Genomic DNA, 17,046 nt, shown 5'->3' on the forward strand with positions numbered 1-17,046 from the left:
TAGCTAATCTGTTATTTTAATTGAATTGATTACTGGCTGGTTTGCTGCTTCTACTGTACCGTTATTATCAGTCACTGGAACACTTGTAGCAATTTTATCTACAACATCCATACCTTCATATACGTAACCAAAAACGGCATACTGTCCATCTAATGATTCAGCAGTTTGATGAACGATAAAGAATTGTGAACTGGCACTATCATAATCTTGTGAACGTGCCATTGAGATTGCTCCACGAGTATGTTTTAATACATTATCAACTTCATTAGCGCTAAATTCACCTTTAATTGTTTTGTCTGATCCTCCTGTACCATTACCTTCAGGGTCTCCTCCTTGAATCATAAATCCATCAATAATACGGTGGAATGTTAATCCATCATAGAACCCTTCTTTTGCTAGTTTAACAAAGTTAGTAACTGTAATCGGAGCTTCATCAGCATTAAGTTCAACTTTAATTGTTCCATAATCTTTAACATCGATTACAGCATGATGATTACCGCTTAGTAAATCATTGTTTTTACTACCCGTATCTTTTTTGTCTTCATCATTACTGCTGCCACATCCTGCTAATGTAAGAGTCAGAAGCATAACCATTGCAATTTTAAATATCTTTTTCATAGTATCTCCTTTTTATTTTTTCTTCTTTATTATACAAAATATTACTACTAATTGTCCATATAAAAATAATTAAAACTGTCATGATTAATTTAAATAAAAATATGATAAAATTAATGACAATGAAAAGGGGAAGTGTTTATGAGACAAAAGAGAATTGCTTTAATAAACGATGTAACGGGATATAGTCGCTGTTCAATTGCAGTACAATTACCAATTATTTCTGCAATGGCAATTGAATGTGTATTTGTTCCAACTGCAATTTTATCAATCAATACTTATCATCCTGGTTATTTTTTTGATGATTATACAGATAAAATGAATGATTATATTGCTACATATAAAAATATTAATTTAGAGTTTGATGGTATAGTAACAGGTTTTTTGGGTTCTGCTAAACAAATAGATATCGTTATTGATTTTATTGAAAATTTCAAACAAGAGAATACTTTTGTATTAATTGATCCTGTAATGGGTGATCATGGGATGCTCTATCCTACATATACATTTGAAATGCAGGAAAAGATGAGAGAATTAATACCATATGCATCAATCATGACACCCAATTTAACTGAATTATGTGCTCTTTTAAATCTTGATTATCCTCATGAAATACCAAGTTTTGAGGAGTTATTTAAAATGTGTGATCAGTTAGCTAAAAAAGGGCCTAAAATGATTGTTGTTACAGGGATCAGTATTAATGAAGAAATAATTAATTTTGTATATGAAGAAAAAAAGGACTATCAAATTGTTAAGGTCAAAAGAATTGGTGAGGATCGTAGTGGTACAGGTGATGTTATTAGTGGAGTAATTGCAGGTAAGTATTTATTAAGTCATGATTTTTATCAAAGTGTAAAAGAGGCAGCTGATTTTGCATCTAAATGTATTAGCTATAGTCAGGAAATTGGTGCTCATAATCATTTAGGTTTATGTTTTGAACCATTTTTAAAAGAGCTATAAGGGAGGAAGAATAATGGTTATTTTGTATACAGTGTTTAAAAATAGTTATATTGATATTAAAGAGTTAGATGAATTAAAGGGGGTTACCTGTTACGTAAATAGTACTAATCGTTGTAGTTGTGCTTGTACTTTTTGTTTAAGGAATACTAAGGAAATGTTGGAGTCTAATTCCTTATGGTTAAAAAAGGAACCTACAGTAGAAATGATTATTGAAGAGTTTAAAAAATATAATTTGAATGATTTTAAAGAAGTGGTTTTTTGCGGATTTGGTGAACCTTTGACTCGTCATGATGATTTAATGAAAGTTGCTAAGTATTTAAAAGAAACAAGAAGTGATTTACCGATAAGAATAAATACTAATGGTTTATCATCAGTTACTTTAAAAAAAGATATTACACCGGATTTTAAAGGCTTGATTGATACAGTTTCAATTAGTTTAAATGCTCCAACTAAAGAAGAATATTATCATTTAACAAGGGCAAGATATGGAATTGATTCTTTTGATTATATGTTGGATTTTGCTAAAAAGGCTAAACAATATGTCAAAAATGTTGTTTTGACAGTAGTTGACATTATTGGTGAGGAAAAGATTATGAAATGTCAAAATATAGCTGATGAATTGGGTGTTACATTAAGAGTACGTCCTTTTGAAGAATAGTAAATTGTGTATCTGATACAGTTATGATATAATTCAACGAGTGAGGTATATTTAAATGATGCAATTAAGTCGAGAAGAAAGAATATTGAAAGTTGAAAGTATGACAAATATTCGAGATTTAGGAGGATATGAAACTCAAGCTGGATATTATACTAAAAGTCATAAGTTTATTCGTTCAACTAATCCTGTAAAATTAACCAATGATGAAAAAGAATATTTATATAATTATGGAATTAGAATACAGATTGATCTACGGAGTGATTTTGAAGTAGAACAACAGCCAAGTTCATTGATTGGTTATCGGGATGTTAAGTATTATAGTGTTAATCTAATGAAAGCAAAAGATTTAAACGTATTACCAAAAGAGATAGCTAATTATCAAGATTTAGCAGGTTTTTATATATTTATGTTGGAAGCTAATAAAGAGCAGTTTAAAGAAGTTTTTGAAATTTTTTATGATCATCCATATGATGCTATTATGTTTAATTGTTCAGCTGGTAAAGATAGAACCGGTGTTATTGCGGCTTTATTATTAGATTTAGCAGGTTGCCATGAGTATGATATTGTTAAAGATTATTCTGAATCTTATGAAAATAATTTGAAACTTATTCCTGAATTAGAAAAGTTGATTGATGCTAAAAATCGAGCTTTTTTAGAATCAGAACCACGAATGATGATGAAATTTCTTGATTATTTAAGAAGTCATTATGGTAGTGCTAAAGAGTATTTGGTAAGTTGTGGAATGGATGAGGAAAAAATCACTGAAATTATGGAAAACTTTATAATTTAATAAAGTAAATCTCTTATTTGATTTGTATATGATAATAGGAGGTTTTTTTATGAATAAAAATACTTTAACATTTAAACAAAAGCAAGAAGCTGTTGAAAATATATTTAAACAATATCATCGAGCTAAATTAAAGCTTTATTGTTTAGAGAATATGAATTATTATCCTCAAGTTAGTACGAGTATAATTAGGGAGACTAAAAATCATTATAATAAATCAGTTGCGGAACGTTTGAATAGTAGGATTGAAGATAAAGATGAATTAAAAAGTTTGATTTCTTCTTTTGAAATAATCATTAAAGCTTTAAGTCCAGATAGTCAATTGATTATTACAAATGAGTTTGTTGAGCAAAGAGGAGATGAATGGTGGGTTGATTATTATAGTCGAGCTACATATTATCGGTTAAAAACTAGAGCATTAGAAGAGGTTTTGTTTTATCTTAATATTACTTGAGACAATATTACTTTTTTCTTGAAAAGGATACAATTTAAGCTATAATTATATAGTATTTATAGAAGGAGAAAGAATAATGCTTGAAAAAATTTTTAAATTAAAAGAGAAAGGAACAACTGTTAGAACAGAAGTTATTGCAGGAATTACAACCTTTTTAGCTATGGCTTATATTTTAGCAGTAAATCCAAATATGTTGCAAGAAACAGGATTATCATATGATAGTGTTTTCTTAGCAACTGCTTTATCATCAGGAATTGCAACATTAATAATGGGATTGTTTGCAAATTATCCTGTTGCTTTAGCTCCAGGAATGGGTGTAAATGCGTTATTTACATATACATTAGTCTTTAATATGGGCTATAGTCCAGCTGCAGCATTAGCAGCTGTAGTTGTATCAGGAATAATTTTCTTAGTTATTTCTGTAACAGGAATTCGTAAGGCTATTATTAATGCGATTCCACAGCAATTAAAATTAGCAATTGGAGCAGGAATAGGTTTTTTTATTGCTTTTATTGGATTAAAAAATGCTGGAATCATAGTTGGTAGTGAATCAACTTTTGTGGCTTTAGGAAAATTAACAGATCCTGTTGTCTTACTTGCTTTGTTTGGAATATTAATTACTATTGTTTTAATGGCTAAAAAGATTCCCGCAGCTGTATTTTATGGTTTAGTAGTTACTGCGATCGTGGGAATTATCTTTGGTTTATTTGGAATTAAGGGAATGCCAGAAGTTCCTTCAGCAATTGTTTCAGTTGATTTAGATACAAGTGGGTTTGGGATTTTTATGAATGGTTTTGGAGAGTTATTTTCTCATCCTGATTGTATCGTAGCGTTATTTTCATTGTTATTTGTTGATTTCTTTGATACTGCTGGAACGTTGATTTCAGTTGCAAATAAGACAAATTTAGTTGATAAAAATGGTGAATTAGCTAATATCGAACAAGCTTTGGTTGCTGATTCTACTGGTACTGTAATTGGAGGTGTTTTAGGAACTTCTACAGTTACTTCTTTTGTTGAATCAACAGCTGGTGTTGAAGCTGGTGGGCGTACAGGATTAACAGCTTGTACTACTGCAATATTATTCTTTTTAGCTATTTTCTTTGCACCAGTATTAAGTGTTGTAACAAGCGCTGTAACTGCTCCGGCTTTAGTGGCAGTAGGAATTTCAATGGCTACTCAATTAGGTGGGATTGAATGGGATGATATTGTTTTTGCAGCATCTGGTTTTGTTACTGTAATAATGATGATATTGGCATATTCAATATCTGATGGAATCGCGTTTGGTTTTATTGTATATGGTCTTACTAGTATTGTGTCTGGTAGAGCTAAACAGATTAAACCGATTGTCTGGGTTTTAATCTTGATTTTTGTTGTTTATTTTGCATTAATATAATTAAAAAAGCTTTCATAGAAAAGCTTTTTTAATTTCGTAAAAAGATCCAAAAATTTAAATATAGAGCAAATAAGATCCATCCTAAATAAGGAAGTAATAAATAAGCAGCAACTGGTCTTATTTTATAGAATAGACGAGTTAAAGTTATAACAGAAATATTTAAGGCTAATAAAATTGCTAAGGCTAAGAGAAAGTTTTGATAATTAAAAAAAGTAATTGGCCAGACAAAGTTTAGTACTAATTGAAAATAGTAGAGAATTAATGCAGATTCCTTATGATTATCTTTACTACGATGAATCAAATAACTTGAAAGACCTATTAAAATATACAAAATAGACCATACAATAGGAAAAATAAAACCTGGTGGGGCTATCTTAGGACGATTTATTTTTTGGTAAAGATTCATTGAATTCATTGTACAAAGTGCGCTTACAGCACCAATACCTAAAGATATTACGACATTTAAAATAATGTATTTATATTTTTTCAATTTTATCACCATGATTATTATTAACAAATTATTAAAAAATATTAATAAGTGATAAAGATTGATAAAAATTTTTCTGTTTTAGAAAAAAGTACTTCTAACTAAAAACGCTTTCATGTATAATGGAGTAGTGAGGTTAATTAAATGAAATTATTATCGTGGAATGTAAATGGAATTCGAGCATGTATAACTAAAGGTTTTTATGATGTTTTAATAAATAGTCAGGCTGATATTTTTTGTGTTCAGGAAACGAAAATGCAGGAAGGACAAATTGAATTAGAGAAGTATGGCTATTTTACTTATATGAATAGTGCTAAAAAGAAGGGATATAGCGGAACTTTGGTGTTTTCAAAAATTGAGCCATTGAGTTATAGTTATGGAATTGGAATTGAAGAACATGATCAAGAGGGACGTGTTATTACTTTAGAATATGAAAATTTTTATTTAGTTAATTGTTATACACCAAATAGTCAAAATGAACTAAAACGTCTTGATTATCGAATGGTTTGGGAAGATGCTTTTTTAGAGTATCTTAAGACTCTTGAAGAGAGAAAACCGGTTATTTTATGTGGTGATCTTAATGTTGCTCACCAGGAAATTGATTTAAAAAATCCTAAAACTAATCGAAAAAATGCGGGATTTAGTGATGAAGAACGAGCTAAAATGACAACTTTATTAGAAAGTGGTTTTATTGATACATTTAGATATTTATATCCAGATCTAAAAGGTATTTATTCATGGTGGTCATATCGTTTTAATGCTCGTAAAAATAATGCTGGTTGGCGAATTGATTATTTTATCGTATCTGATAGTTTAAAAGATTCAATTAGAGATGCATTTATTTATACAGATATTATGGGTAGTGATCATTGTCCAGTAGGATTAAAAATTGATTTGTAAGATATAAACAAAGGAGATTTTGCTATGACACCTCTTACATTATTATCATTATATATATTAATTGGAGTGATAATATTTTTCTTTGGATGTGTGGCTTATAACAAAATAAAAAACAAGTAAAAAAGTTACTTGTTTTTTTATATTGAAATAACACCTAGAGTTGAAAGGATTGAACTAACTAAAATAATTATTAATCCTGGTACAACAATATATTTCATGCAGAAAATATATGCTTTTTTGCGTTTGAATTTAGAACTGTATTCTACTTCATCGATAACTGTTTTAAAGCCAGTTACTTTTATGATTAATAAACATGTACATGCTGCTGAAATTGGCATCATAATCGAATTTGTCATAAAATCAAAGAAATCAAGAATACTCATTCCAAGTGGGGTAATGAAATCTAATAATCCAAATCCTAGTGAACATGGAATTCCTAGAATACATATTCCAGCTAAGATGATACTACAACATTTTTTTCTTGATAGATTAAAACGATCTTGAATAATTGAAACACAACATTCCATTAAGGAAATAGCTGAAGTTAAAGCAGCAAATAATACTAATAAGAAGAAAACAATACCAATAATATTACCAAATGCCATGCTACTAAATACTTTGGGTAAAGTAATAAACATTAATGACGCTCCAGCATTTAAGGTATCTGGATTACCACCAGAAAAGGCAAATACTGCAGGTATAATCATTAACCCGGCTAAAAAGGCAATTAGAGTATCCATAATTTCTACTTGAGTAATTGAGCGTTCCATATCAATTTCTTTTTTCATATATGAGCCATATGTAAATAGAATACCCATTCCAATCGAAAGTGAATAAAACATTTGTCCCATTGCCGCTACAACCGTCATAATCGAAAATCTTGAAAAATCAGGAATTAAATAATATTTAGCTCCCTCAATTGCTCCAGGAGTTAATAATGCATAACCAGCAATAAAGATAGCCATCACTACTAATGTTGGCATCAATACTTTACTGCACTTTTCAATTCCTTTTTCAACTCCTAATAATACAATTCCAAATACTAAAATTGCAAATATTAGTAACCATAAAACCGGTTGCATTGGGGAAGAAGAAAAACTAGTAAAATATGTATCATTCACTAAACTAGATGAATTATTTGTAAGATATTCAAATAAGTATTTACACACCCAGCCCCCAACAACACAATAATATGGAACGATTAACATTGGAATAATAGCATTTAACCATCCTCCAAATTGAAGTTTTTTGGCCCCTAGTTGTTTATAAGCAACGATTGGGCTTTTTTTTGTTTTTCTACCTAAAGCAGTCTCACTAATTAATAGTGCGAAACCAAAAGTAATTGCAAGGATAAAATAAGTAAATAAAAAAGTACCACCACCATATTTAGCCGCTAGATATGGAAAGCGCCAAATATTTCCTAGACCAACAGCAGATCCTGCAACTGCCATAACATAACCAAGTTGTCCTGAAAAGGTACTACGCTTGTTTTTTGTCTCCATTTTATTCTCCTATAATAAGTCTTGTATGTTCCATTATAATAAAAGCAGATTATAAAAGTCAATTAAAGTGGGGAGATTTGTTGCATTTTTATAAAAAAAGAAAAGAATGATCTTTTCTTAGAAATAATTTACACCAATTATAATGATTCCTAAAATACTTAAAACAATTCCAGTTGCACGATTTAAAGTAATTGGTTTAGCTTTATTGGCGAATTTAGCAGCAATTTGTGCCCAAAATAAAGTAGATAAAACACAAAATAATAAACTACTAAAATCTGGAGCACCACCAATTGCAAAATGACTAATAGCACCAGTTAAAGCTGTAAATGTCATAATAAAAACACTTGTACCTACAGCTGTTTTTAATTCATAACCTAAAACACTAGTAAGAATCAAAAGCATCATCATTCCGCCACCAGCACCGACAAAACCACAAATAAATCCAATAAGAATACCGCATAAAATTGATTGAATTAATCTTTTCTGTTTACTTACATTAGCCATTGATTCTTTAGTTGTCATGACTGGCCTAACAATAAATTTAATTCCTAAAAGTAAAGTCATGAAAATAGAAAAACCACCCATTGCATTACTTGGAATAAGACTTGAGATCCAACTGCCAACTAGTGTAAATCCTAAAACTGTAATCATCATGACAACTCCATTTTTAATATCTAGGTTTTTATTTTTCCCATATGTATAAGCACTTACAGCACTAGCTAAGACATCACTTGCAAGAGCGATTCCAACAGCTTGATAAGCGGGCATATCTAAAAAAGTTATTAACATGGGACTGATTACTGCTGCAGCACTCATCCCTGCAAAACCAGTTCCTAAGCCAGCTCCTATTCCAGCGATAAAACAGATGACAAATTTATACAACATTATTGCTCCTCCTTTAGTGCATTACTAGCATTTTGTGAAATTTTAGAAAAACTATTTATAATTATTTGTTTATCGCTCTTAGTAAAATCTTTAAAAATTGCTTCAATAAATTTTTTTTGTGCTAGTTGACCAGCTTTGACAATTTCAATTGAAGAATCTAGTAATACTAAATGCACTGTTTTTTTATTGTTATGCAAATAAGTTGATTTTAAATATTTTTTTTCTATTAAAGATTTAATGGTTGTAGAAACATGAGATTTTGTTAATAGGCGTCGTTCAATGATATCTTTTGCACTATCATAACCAGGATTATTAGCTAAAAATAAAATAATATCTAGTTCCATTTTTGTTAAACCATATTGTTTATATACAGGTTCTAATGAAACAGCGTACAGTTTTTTTGTAATAGCAATGCTGTCTAAAAGATCTTTTATCATATGTTTCTCCTTTTGTTCTATTTAGAACTATATTATTGTAACAATATTATATATTTCTGTCAAGAAAAGGATATTCAATTATTGAATATCCTTAGTATATACGACTTTACCATTTTTGATAGTTTTTAAAATATTAATTTTTAAAATATCATCAATTGGAATCTTGCAAGGGTTTTTATCTAAAATAATTAGGTCTGCAATTTTGCCTTCTTTGATGGAACCTTTATACTTTTCCTCAAAATATTGATAAGCAGCATTAATAGTAACACCTTTAAGTGCATTATAAACAGAAATTTGTTCATCTTGACCTAGTATAATTCCAGTTTTAGTTTCTCTTTTACATGCACACCAAACACTTTCAAGCATATTTGGAGGGATGACTGGACTATCTTGATGAAGCGTATATGGAAGTTCTTGTTTTAGGGCACTGTGAAGACATGAAATCTCATTAGCACGTTTGCCAAGATTTTTAAGATGGATATCTCCCCAATAATAAATATGATTAACAAAGAAACTTGGTATCATTCCAATTTTTTTTAGCTGTGGTAATTGGTCTGGTCGCAATGTTTGACAATGAATCATAACTGGTCGTGTGTTAGTAGCTCTATCTTTAAAAACATCTAATAATTGTTTAGCAGCCATATCACCATTGCAATGAGTTAAAAGCTGAACTTGTTCTTGTAAAGCAGTGTCAACATATTCTTTTACCTCTTTATCTTGATAAATAGGATAACCACAATAATCACCACTATCTAGATAGGGTTTGGATATCCAGGCAGTTTTACCTTGGGGGGAACCATCAAGAAAAAGTTTATAACCACCTAATTTAAAATGATTTTGATATTGATGATATGCAGGGTTATCTTGATATAGTTTTTGATTATCTCGTATATCAATATATCCAACGATATCTAAATAAAGTTTATTATCTTTTGCTAATGAATCCAATAATTCAAATTCTTCTTTTTTCATAAAACCTTCTTGAACTGTAGTAATACCATAACTAGCATAAATTTTTAAAGCCTCTACAAGTTGTTTTTTTAAGTCATCATTAGTATCATTATTTGCAGCAAGTTCAATAAATGCTCGTTCTTCAAGATAGCCGTTTAGTTGATTATTTTTATCGCGGCCATATTTTCCACCTTCTGGATCACTAACATTATTATCTAGTTTAAATAGTTCCATAGCTTTATGATTAATTACTCCCATATGTCCTGAGGTATGGGAAATTATGACAGGATAAGGAATTTGGTCAAGATCTATAGCTAAAGGATGACGTTGTTCTTTTAAAAAATTATGGTCATAACCAAAGCCAATTAATAATTTATTTTCTTTAGGTTTAGTTATGTTGATAAATTTATTAAATCGTTCAATAATTTCTTTAATACTAGTACTATTGCTTAAATCAACTAGATTTAACGTTTTAGCTAATGATGCAATATGACTATGACTATCAATAAATGCAGGCATTAAACATTGACCATGTAAATCAATTAATTCTGTATCATTAGAAATAGAATATTTTAGTTGCTTTAAATCCCCACATTTTTTTATAATGCCATTTTCAACATAAATAGCCTCAAAGTTGCTATTTTCCATCGTTAGGATATCACCATTGTAATATAATGTTCTCATTTTTTTTGCCTCCTAAATATATTATAGCCAGCTAAAATTAATTTTATGTAAACTTAAGACAGTAGCTCTATATATCCTGACTTTCAACTAAAATACAATTAGGATAATAAGTAATACTTGCATCTTTTATAATTGAAATAAGTTTGTCATCATAAGTTCCAGGTTGTAACCATATATGATTTATTTTAAGTTTTTGACATTCCTTTACATATTTAATACCTAATTGTGGATTAACAACAAATACTGCAACATCAATTTTTTTATTAACCTCACTTAAACTAGAATAAGTTGCTATTCCATCAATATCTTTATATATTGGAGATATTCCATAAATAGTCTTATTTAATTGTTTTAATCTTTGAAATATTTTATAACCATATTTATCATGATTATTAGTTACTCCAATTACTGCAAAGTTTTGATAATTTATTAAAACATTTTTAGCATCCATATTTTTCTCCTTTGTAATATTTAAGATGTTACTTTATTTATACAGTTTTATTGTACCATGGGGAGAAATGTTATTAAAGGTTTTAACCGGGTTAAAAGCACTATATCAAATTAATAATGCATTGTAATTATTATGAATACTATCTATAATAAAATATAAGTTAATTTTAATTAAATTTATAATATATTAGACTTTGATATATGTTATGATAGTGTTGTGATGTTTTGCGTGATAGAACAAAAACAGTAATATAAAAGGAGGAGAATTTAATATGATTGTTATATTTATTTTATCAATAATAATAATTTTTTTATGTGACTCTTTTTTTATTAGTTGTTTTAATAGGGATTTAGTTAAAATGCGTAAAAATAAATTAATTATTAGTATATTTGCAATCTTAAAAAGTTGTTTGTATTTGTTGTATAATATACCAGAAGTTCAATTTCTTATCTATGCTTTATTGTTATTACTGATAACTTATGTAGAGATGTGTATATTACTAAAAAGGCCTAAATTATTAATTAATTTTAGCACAAATTTTTCATTTATATCTGTCACTACAATTATAATGTTTTTACATGCTATAGTTTCGTTATATAAAAATATTAGTATTTATGAAATTGATCGTAATATGGAAATTAATAGTGTTTTGATTCCTTTAGCATATATGGCTTGTTTTATTATAATATTTTTATTGAACCGTAAGCAATTTATATATCATGTATCTATGATATTAATAAAAGATAATACAAGATTTAAACAATTAGTATACTTTAGTTATGTTGCTGTTATTTATATATTTGTTGATATTATTACATTGATCTTACCGTTAAATTATACGATCTTATCTATATTTGTAATTGGTAGTATTTTACTTTTATATTTTGAAATTCTAGCAATTTTGCATCACTCTTATCATTTATGTATCAATGCAAATGTTGAACAGGAATATTTTATTTTAAAAAGACAAAGAGATAAAATCATTAGAAATGAATTAAAAAAGCATAGAATGGCTTATACTGATGAATTGACAGGAACTTATACAAGAAAGTATATTATGAGATATCTTGACATTTTAATTGAAGATCATGAAAAATTTGTTTTAGCATATATAGATTTAAATAATCTAAAATATGTCAATGATTCATTTGGCCATGATGAAGGAGATCGTTATTTACAATCTGTTTCAGAAGTATTATCTGAATTATTGACAGGAAAAGATCTTTTGAGCCGAATTGGTGGTGATGAATTCATGGTTTTATTTCCACAAATATCTTTAAAGATGGCTCAAGATATTCTTGAAATAACTAATTTAAAGTTAAGTAAAATGAATTTTTCTTATCCAGCTTCTATTAGTTTTGGTTTTTCAATATATAATGGAGAAGTTAATGTCTTTAAAGATGATTTATTGAAATTAGCGGATATGGCAATGTATCAACAAAAAAAGGAGTGTGTATAAAATGAATGATATTTTAGGAAAATTCCTGTCAATCATAATAACAGGAGTATGTTATTCATTTTATAACCGTGAGATATTTATTAACTGTGCTTATTATTTAGAATTTAAAATTAAGTCAAAATATTATTTTATTACTTTTATAGTTAACTATTTATTATTTATTTTTTTAAGTCTTGTAGAGAGTCCGTTAACAGTAAACTGGAGTGTATTTTCTTTGTTTTTAATTCTTGAAATAAGATTGATTTTTAATGCAGATTGGTCTTTAAGCATTTTTTTAGGGTTTTTCAGTGGGATATATGGACTTATTATCAATATGCTTTTAAGAACAATATTTGCAATATTGTTAAATGTTCCAATGGTTTACTTTGATTCAAAAATACATACTGGAGGAATAGGGGTTATTACAAATATAAAACAATTTCCGATATTAATTGGTTTTCTTATTACAGCTTTATTCTTAAAGTATTCACGGATAAATTCTTATGGTTCATTACAATATTTGAAGAATTATCAATTAAAAACAAATAGTATTTGTTTTTTGTCTATTCAATTTTTAGTGATATATATTTATATGATTCTATGTTTAGAAATATTTTCATTGACATCTAATGATATTCTTTTAAAACTATGGCCATTAAAATCTGCTATTTTTGCATATATATTTGTTGTACTTGTCATTCGTTATGAAGTTAATATTATTAAAATTGATTCATATAAAAAAAGAACTCAACAAATTAGAAAAGAAATAGTATCATGGAATAAAAATGATAAACGTTTATTTTTGGATACATATCAAGATGATCTCACACATTATTATAATCGCAGATATGCAATGCAATTATTTAAGCAATGGAATAAAGAGTTAAAAAAGGGAATTATTTGTTTTATTGATATCAATCATCTTAAAAATGTTAATGATGAGTTTAATCATACGATAGGAGATCAATATATTTGTGCAATAACAGAAATTATGAAAACTATTTTTAAAGATCAGGCAGAGTTTATTCGTTATGGCGGTGACGAGTTTCTTTTATTATTTGAAAAAGGAAATATTTCTTTATTAATGGAACAATTAAAAATAATCGATCTTAAATTAAAAAATATTTCATGTTCTGATAAATATCCTTTTAATCTCTCAATTAGTTATGGAGTTATAGATATGAATGACTTTGATGGAACGATTCAAGAAGCAATAAAACAGGCTGATTTATTAATGTATGAAAATAAAAAATTTAAATATAAAAATGGGTAAAGAAAATCATGGGATTTAAAATTATTTATGGTGATATTACTGATATGGAGACTGATGCAATCGTTAACGCTGCAAATTCAAGGTTAAGAGTAGGTGGTGGAGTTTGTGGGGCGATTTTTAAAAAAGCTGGAGCCAAGGAATTGCAAAAAGAATGTGATAATAATGGGTATTGTCCCACTGGACAAGCGATAATTACTAGTGGGTATAAATTAAAGGCTAAATATATTATTCATGCAGTTGGACCAATCTATCAAGATGGTAAACATGATGAGGCTAAATTATTAGCTGAGGCTTATCATAATGCTTTGTTGTTGGCTAAACAATATAATTGTCATTCAATTGCTTTTCCTTTGATTTCGTCAGGTATTTATGGCTTTCCTTATAATGAAGCGTTAGAAATTGCTAAAGCAATGATTAATAATTTTTTAGTTACAAATAATTTAGATGTATTTTTAGTTTTATATAAATAAAAAGATGTTAAAGCAGTTAAACTGTTTTAACATCTTTTAATAATTGTTCATATAGTTTAATATCTTCTTTAAAGGTATCAATTGATGCTTGCCAGAAAGTTTTATTTTTTAAATCAATATTAACACTTAAACAAACATCTTCAAGTGACATTTTACCGGTTAACGAAAGTAGTTTTTCATACGTATTGCTAAATGATGAACCCTCTTTTTGATAAAGAGCATATAAACCTTTAGCTAACAAGAGCCCAAATGCATAAGGAAAGTTGTAATATGAACAATCTGCATAATAATAGTGAGGTTTCCAAGTCCACATATATGGATGTAAATACTTATGATCTAAACCATCACCATAAGCATCTTTTTGGGCTTGAAGCATTAATGTTTTTATTTCATCTACAGACAATGCGCCATTCTCTCTTTTTTCAAAGAAACGTTTTTCAAATAAATATCGTGAATAAATATCAACAATAACTTGAGTAGCACCTGATAGTTCATCTTCTAATAAGACTATTTTAGTTTTATCATCAGCATCTTGTAAAGCAGCTTTAGTAACAATTGTTTCACAAAAAGTAGAAGCTGTTTCAGCAATTGGCATCGGATAATCACTATTTAAGATGGATTCACTAGTTAAGCACTCACCATGAAAACCATGTCCTAATTCATGTGCCATGGTAATGACATCAGAAAAACTATTACCATAATTTAATAAAAAACGACTTTCTTTAATACTATGAAGATTACAACAAAAAGCTCCACCAACTTTTCCACTATGAGGATAAACATCGATCCAATTATTATTAATTGCTTTTAATGCAAATTGACTTAAATGATTAGAAAAAGTGTTGAATTGTTTAACAACGAAATCACAGCCTTTTTCATATGAATAAGTGCTGTTATTTTCAACAACAGGAGCATAAAGTTCATACCATGGTAAACCATTGTTATAACCAAGAATTTTTGCCTTTATTTTTAAATAATTTCTAAAAACATCAAGATTTTCTTTGATTACTAATAATAAAGTATCTAATGTTTCTTTAGACATTCGAGCATTGATTAATGTTCTTTCAAGCTCGCTTTGATACCCTCTTAATTTAGTTGTATATAATACTTCACCTTTAATTCCATTTAAACAGGCAGCAATTGCCTGCTCTTTATCTTTATAACTCTTAATTTCAGCTTTGTATGCTTTTTTTCTGATTTCTTTATCTTTACTGTAAGCCATATTTAAAACTTCAGTTAAAGGATAGGCCTTTTTATCAATAGTTACTTCAATTGATGAAATTAATTGATCCTTTAATTTACTAAAAGCATTACTTCCTGTATTTTGCATATGAGCAATAATACTTTCACTAGTTTTATCTAAAGTATATTTTTGATTATTCTGAATCTCTTTTAAAATGAAGAGATGTTCTTTAATTAATTTAGATTCTATAGAATCTAAATTAATTGATGCAATCCATCTTTTATTTAAAATATCATCTTCAACAAAAGAAGCTAACAGTTCATCTAACTGATCACTATATTTTAAAGCTATAGAATTAGTAGTATCAACTGATAAAGTTAAGCTAATATAATTAGCTAGTTTTTCAACTAATTGATTTAATATTATTAAATCAGTTAAGTAATATTCTAACGATTGTTCATCGTTATTATTACGATAAGTATTCATTTGATTTTGTAATGTCCTGATTTTTTCAAAATCATTAATAAAATCAGGGTCTTCAAAAGATTTATATAATTTTGTTAAATCCCATTCTTTCATTTAATCACCTCATTTATAGTATTATACCAAAATATTAAGACAAATTAACAAACTTTATGCTGATAATGATTTAATTGTTTTCAGCAAGAAAAAAACTGATTAGCAGCAATGTGCATAATTTCTCATCATGTAAATCAACATTGGTAAGTTCCTTGATCTTTTCTAAACGATAAAGTAGTGTATTGCGGTGGATAGCCAATTGTTCAATTGTTTTATGAGAGTCACCAAAATTACAAATATACGATTTTAAAGTATGATAATAATCATTCTTAGTTGATTCATCAATTTGTTTTAGTTTTGTAATAAGTGGATGGAGATATATCTTGTATGAGCTTGTAGTAAAGAATGATTCTAAAGCAATATCTTCAAAAAAAGTAAATTGCTGTTTACTTAAATCATAGGCTTTTAATGCTTGATGTTTATAAATATTAATATCTAACAGATTGTCAAAAATATAGCTGATTCCAAACTTTAATTTATAAATATTTACAGCTGTAATTAAACTTTTTACTTTATTAATAATATTATTTTTTGTAGTTCCATTAAGTCCAGTAATTAAAATATATAAGCAGTTATCTTGAAGATAAGAATATGTATTTGGCAAAGTAATAATATATTGATGAAGTTGATTTAAATACACTATTTCGTTACTTTTAAAATCTACTTTTGTAGTAATAATACAATAATCTTTGCTAAAAGTATTGGGTTGAGCAGGTAATAATTTTTCTAAATCACGTTTATTTATATTGTCATTTGAAAATAAGTAATTCATTATTGCAAAATATTCGTAACGATTATAATTATAACCGGTTTTGCTATGACAAATAATAGATGCGATAGTTTTAGCTAATTTACTAATAAAACTGAATATTTCAGAGGATGGTTTGCCATCTGCAAATAAAATGCATAAGTAACCAATAATATTATCATTGTCTGTTA

At 27.9% G+C, this 17,046-nt stretch carries 18 protein-coding genes; 9 read left to right on the plus strand and 9 right to left on the minus strand.

Translation table 11 applies throughout. From position 1 onward, the window contains the following. Positions 1-3: 3 nt before the first annotated feature. Positions 4-618 carry a peptidylprolyl isomerase gene (locus ACLR9T_RS09120; RefSeq protein ID WP_413109229.1) on the minus strand — a complete coding sequence of 205 codons (615 nt, stop codon included), beginning with the start codon at positions 616-618 and terminating at the stop codon, positions 4-6. A 138-nt stretch (positions 619-756) separates the two neighbouring features. Here ACLR9T_RS09120 and ACLR9T_RS09125 point away from each other — a divergent pair, with 138 nt between their 5' ends. The 5 genes from ACLR9T_RS09125 (at position 757) to ACLR9T_RS09145 (ending at position 4,867) form a co-directional block, all read left to right on the plus strand. Continuing rightward, entirely contained in the window at positions 757-1,575 is an 819-nt protein-coding gene (locus ACLR9T_RS09125; protein WP_413109230.1) for a pyridoxamine kinase, read from the plus strand. 13 nt (positions 1,576-1,588) lie between these two features. Further along, on the plus strand, positions 1,589-2,233 hold the full coding sequence (locus ACLR9T_RS09130) for a TatD family nuclease-associated radical SAM protein (protein ID WP_413109231.1): 645 nt from the start codon (positions 1,589-1,591) through the stop codon (positions 2,231-2,233). A gap of 55 nt (positions 2,234-2,288) precedes the next feature. Beyond that, entirely contained in the window at positions 2,289-3,023 is a 735-nt protein-coding gene (locus ACLR9T_RS09135) for a tyrosine-protein phosphatase (protein WP_413109232.1), read from the plus strand. A gap of 49 nt (positions 3,024-3,072) precedes the next feature. Next, positions 3,073-3,474, plus strand: coding sequence for an MG284/MPN403 family protein (locus tag ACLR9T_RS09140; RefSeq protein ID WP_413109233.1), 402 nt, complete (start codon positions 3,073-3,075; stop codon positions 3,472-3,474). 76 nt (positions 3,475-3,550) lie between these two features. Then, entirely contained in the window at positions 3,551-4,867 is a 1,317-nt protein-coding gene (locus tag ACLR9T_RS09145) for an NCS2 family permease (RefSeq protein ID WP_413109234.1), read from the plus strand. 28 nt (positions 4,868-4,895) lie between these two features. Here the strand turns inward: ACLR9T_RS09145 and ACLR9T_RS09150 are convergent, their stop codons facing one another. Further along, positions 4,896-5,366, minus strand: a complete 471-nt coding sequence (locus ACLR9T_RS09150) for a TspO/MBR family protein (protein WP_413109247.1) — start codon at positions 5,364-5,366, stop codon at positions 4,896-4,898. A 132-nt stretch (positions 5,367-5,498) separates the two neighbouring features. Between ACLR9T_RS09150 and ACLR9T_RS09155 the strand changes: the two genes are divergently transcribed. Next, positions 5,499-6,254, plus strand: coding sequence for an exodeoxyribonuclease III (locus ACLR9T_RS09155; RefSeq protein WP_413109235.1), 756 nt, complete (start codon positions 5,499-5,501; stop codon positions 6,252-6,254). Positions 6,255-6,391: 137 nt separating this feature from the next. On the opposite strand, the gene ACLR9T_RS09160 is transcribed toward ACLR9T_RS09155, so the two are convergent. The 5 genes from ACLR9T_RS09160 to ACLR9T_RS09180 form a co-directional block, all read right to left on the minus strand. Further along, complete coding sequence (locus ACLR9T_RS09160; protein WP_413109236.1) at positions 6,392-7,756, minus strand: sodium-dependent transporter; 1,365 nt, start codon at positions 7,754-7,756, stop codon at positions 6,392-6,394. 117 nt (positions 7,757-7,873) lie between these two features. Then, a complete protein-coding gene (locus tag ACLR9T_RS09165; RefSeq protein ID WP_413109237.1) occupies positions 7,874-8,641 on the minus strand; it encodes a sulfite exporter TauE/SafE family protein in 768 nt (255 codons plus the stop codon). Next, complete coding sequence (locus ACLR9T_RS09170) at positions 8,641-9,078, minus strand: MarR family transcriptional regulator (RefSeq protein WP_413109238.1); 438 nt, start codon at positions 9,076-9,078, stop codon at positions 8,641-8,643. The genes ACLR9T_RS09165 and ACLR9T_RS09170 overlap by 1 nt, the downstream gene beginning before the upstream one ends. A 78-nt stretch (positions 9,079-9,156) precedes the next feature. Beyond that, entirely contained in the window at positions 9,157-10,713 is a 1,557-nt protein-coding gene (locus tag ACLR9T_RS09175) for an amidohydrolase (RefSeq protein WP_413109239.1), read from the minus strand. A 67-nt stretch (positions 10,714-10,780) separates the two neighbouring features. After that, complete coding sequence (locus ACLR9T_RS09180) at positions 10,781-11,164, minus strand: CoA-binding protein (RefSeq protein ID WP_413109240.1); 384 nt, start codon at positions 11,162-11,164, stop codon at positions 10,781-10,783. Between the two features lie 568 nt (positions 11,165-11,732). On the opposite strand from ACLR9T_RS09180, the gene ACLR9T_RS09185 reads away from it, so the two are divergent. Genes ACLR9T_RS09185 through ACLR9T_RS09195 form a run of 3 tightly spaced genes read left to right on the plus strand, consistent with a single transcriptional unit; the run spans position 11,733 to position 14,345 of the window. Next, a complete protein-coding gene (locus ACLR9T_RS09185) occupies positions 11,733-12,623 on the plus strand; it encodes a GGDEF domain-containing protein (RefSeq protein WP_413109241.1) in 891 nt (296 codons plus the stop codon). 1 nt (position 12,624) lies between these two features. Continuing rightward, entirely contained in the window at positions 12,625-13,875 is a 1,251-nt protein-coding gene (locus tag ACLR9T_RS09190) for a GGDEF domain-containing protein (RefSeq protein WP_413109242.1), read from the plus strand. A gap of 8 nt (positions 13,876-13,883) precedes the next feature. Then, positions 13,884-14,345 carry a macro domain-containing protein gene (locus ACLR9T_RS09195; RefSeq protein ID WP_413109243.1) on the plus strand — a complete coding sequence of 154 codons (462 nt, stop codon included), beginning with the start codon at positions 13,884-13,886 and terminating at the stop codon, positions 14,343-14,345. A 16-nt stretch (positions 14,346-14,361) separates the two neighbouring features. Here ACLR9T_RS09195 and ACLR9T_RS09200 read toward each other — a convergent pair whose 3' ends face one another. Together ACLR9T_RS09200 and ACLR9T_RS09205 are read right to left on the minus strand one after the other, a co-directional pair. Next, entirely contained in the window at positions 14,362-16,107 is a 1,746-nt protein-coding gene (locus tag ACLR9T_RS09200; protein ID WP_413109244.1) for a M3 family oligoendopeptidase, read from the minus strand. 70 nt (positions 16,108-16,177) lie between these two features. Then, the coding region (locus tag ACLR9T_RS09205) for a PucR family transcriptional regulator (RefSeq protein ID WP_413109245.1) at positions 16,178-17,046 on the minus strand (869 nt) is incomplete at its 5' end.

The organism is Thomasclavelia sp., assembly GCF_047249845.1.
Classification (GTDB): domain Bacteria; phylum Bacillota_I; class Bacilli_A; order Erysipelotrichales; family Coprobacillaceae; genus Thomasclavelia.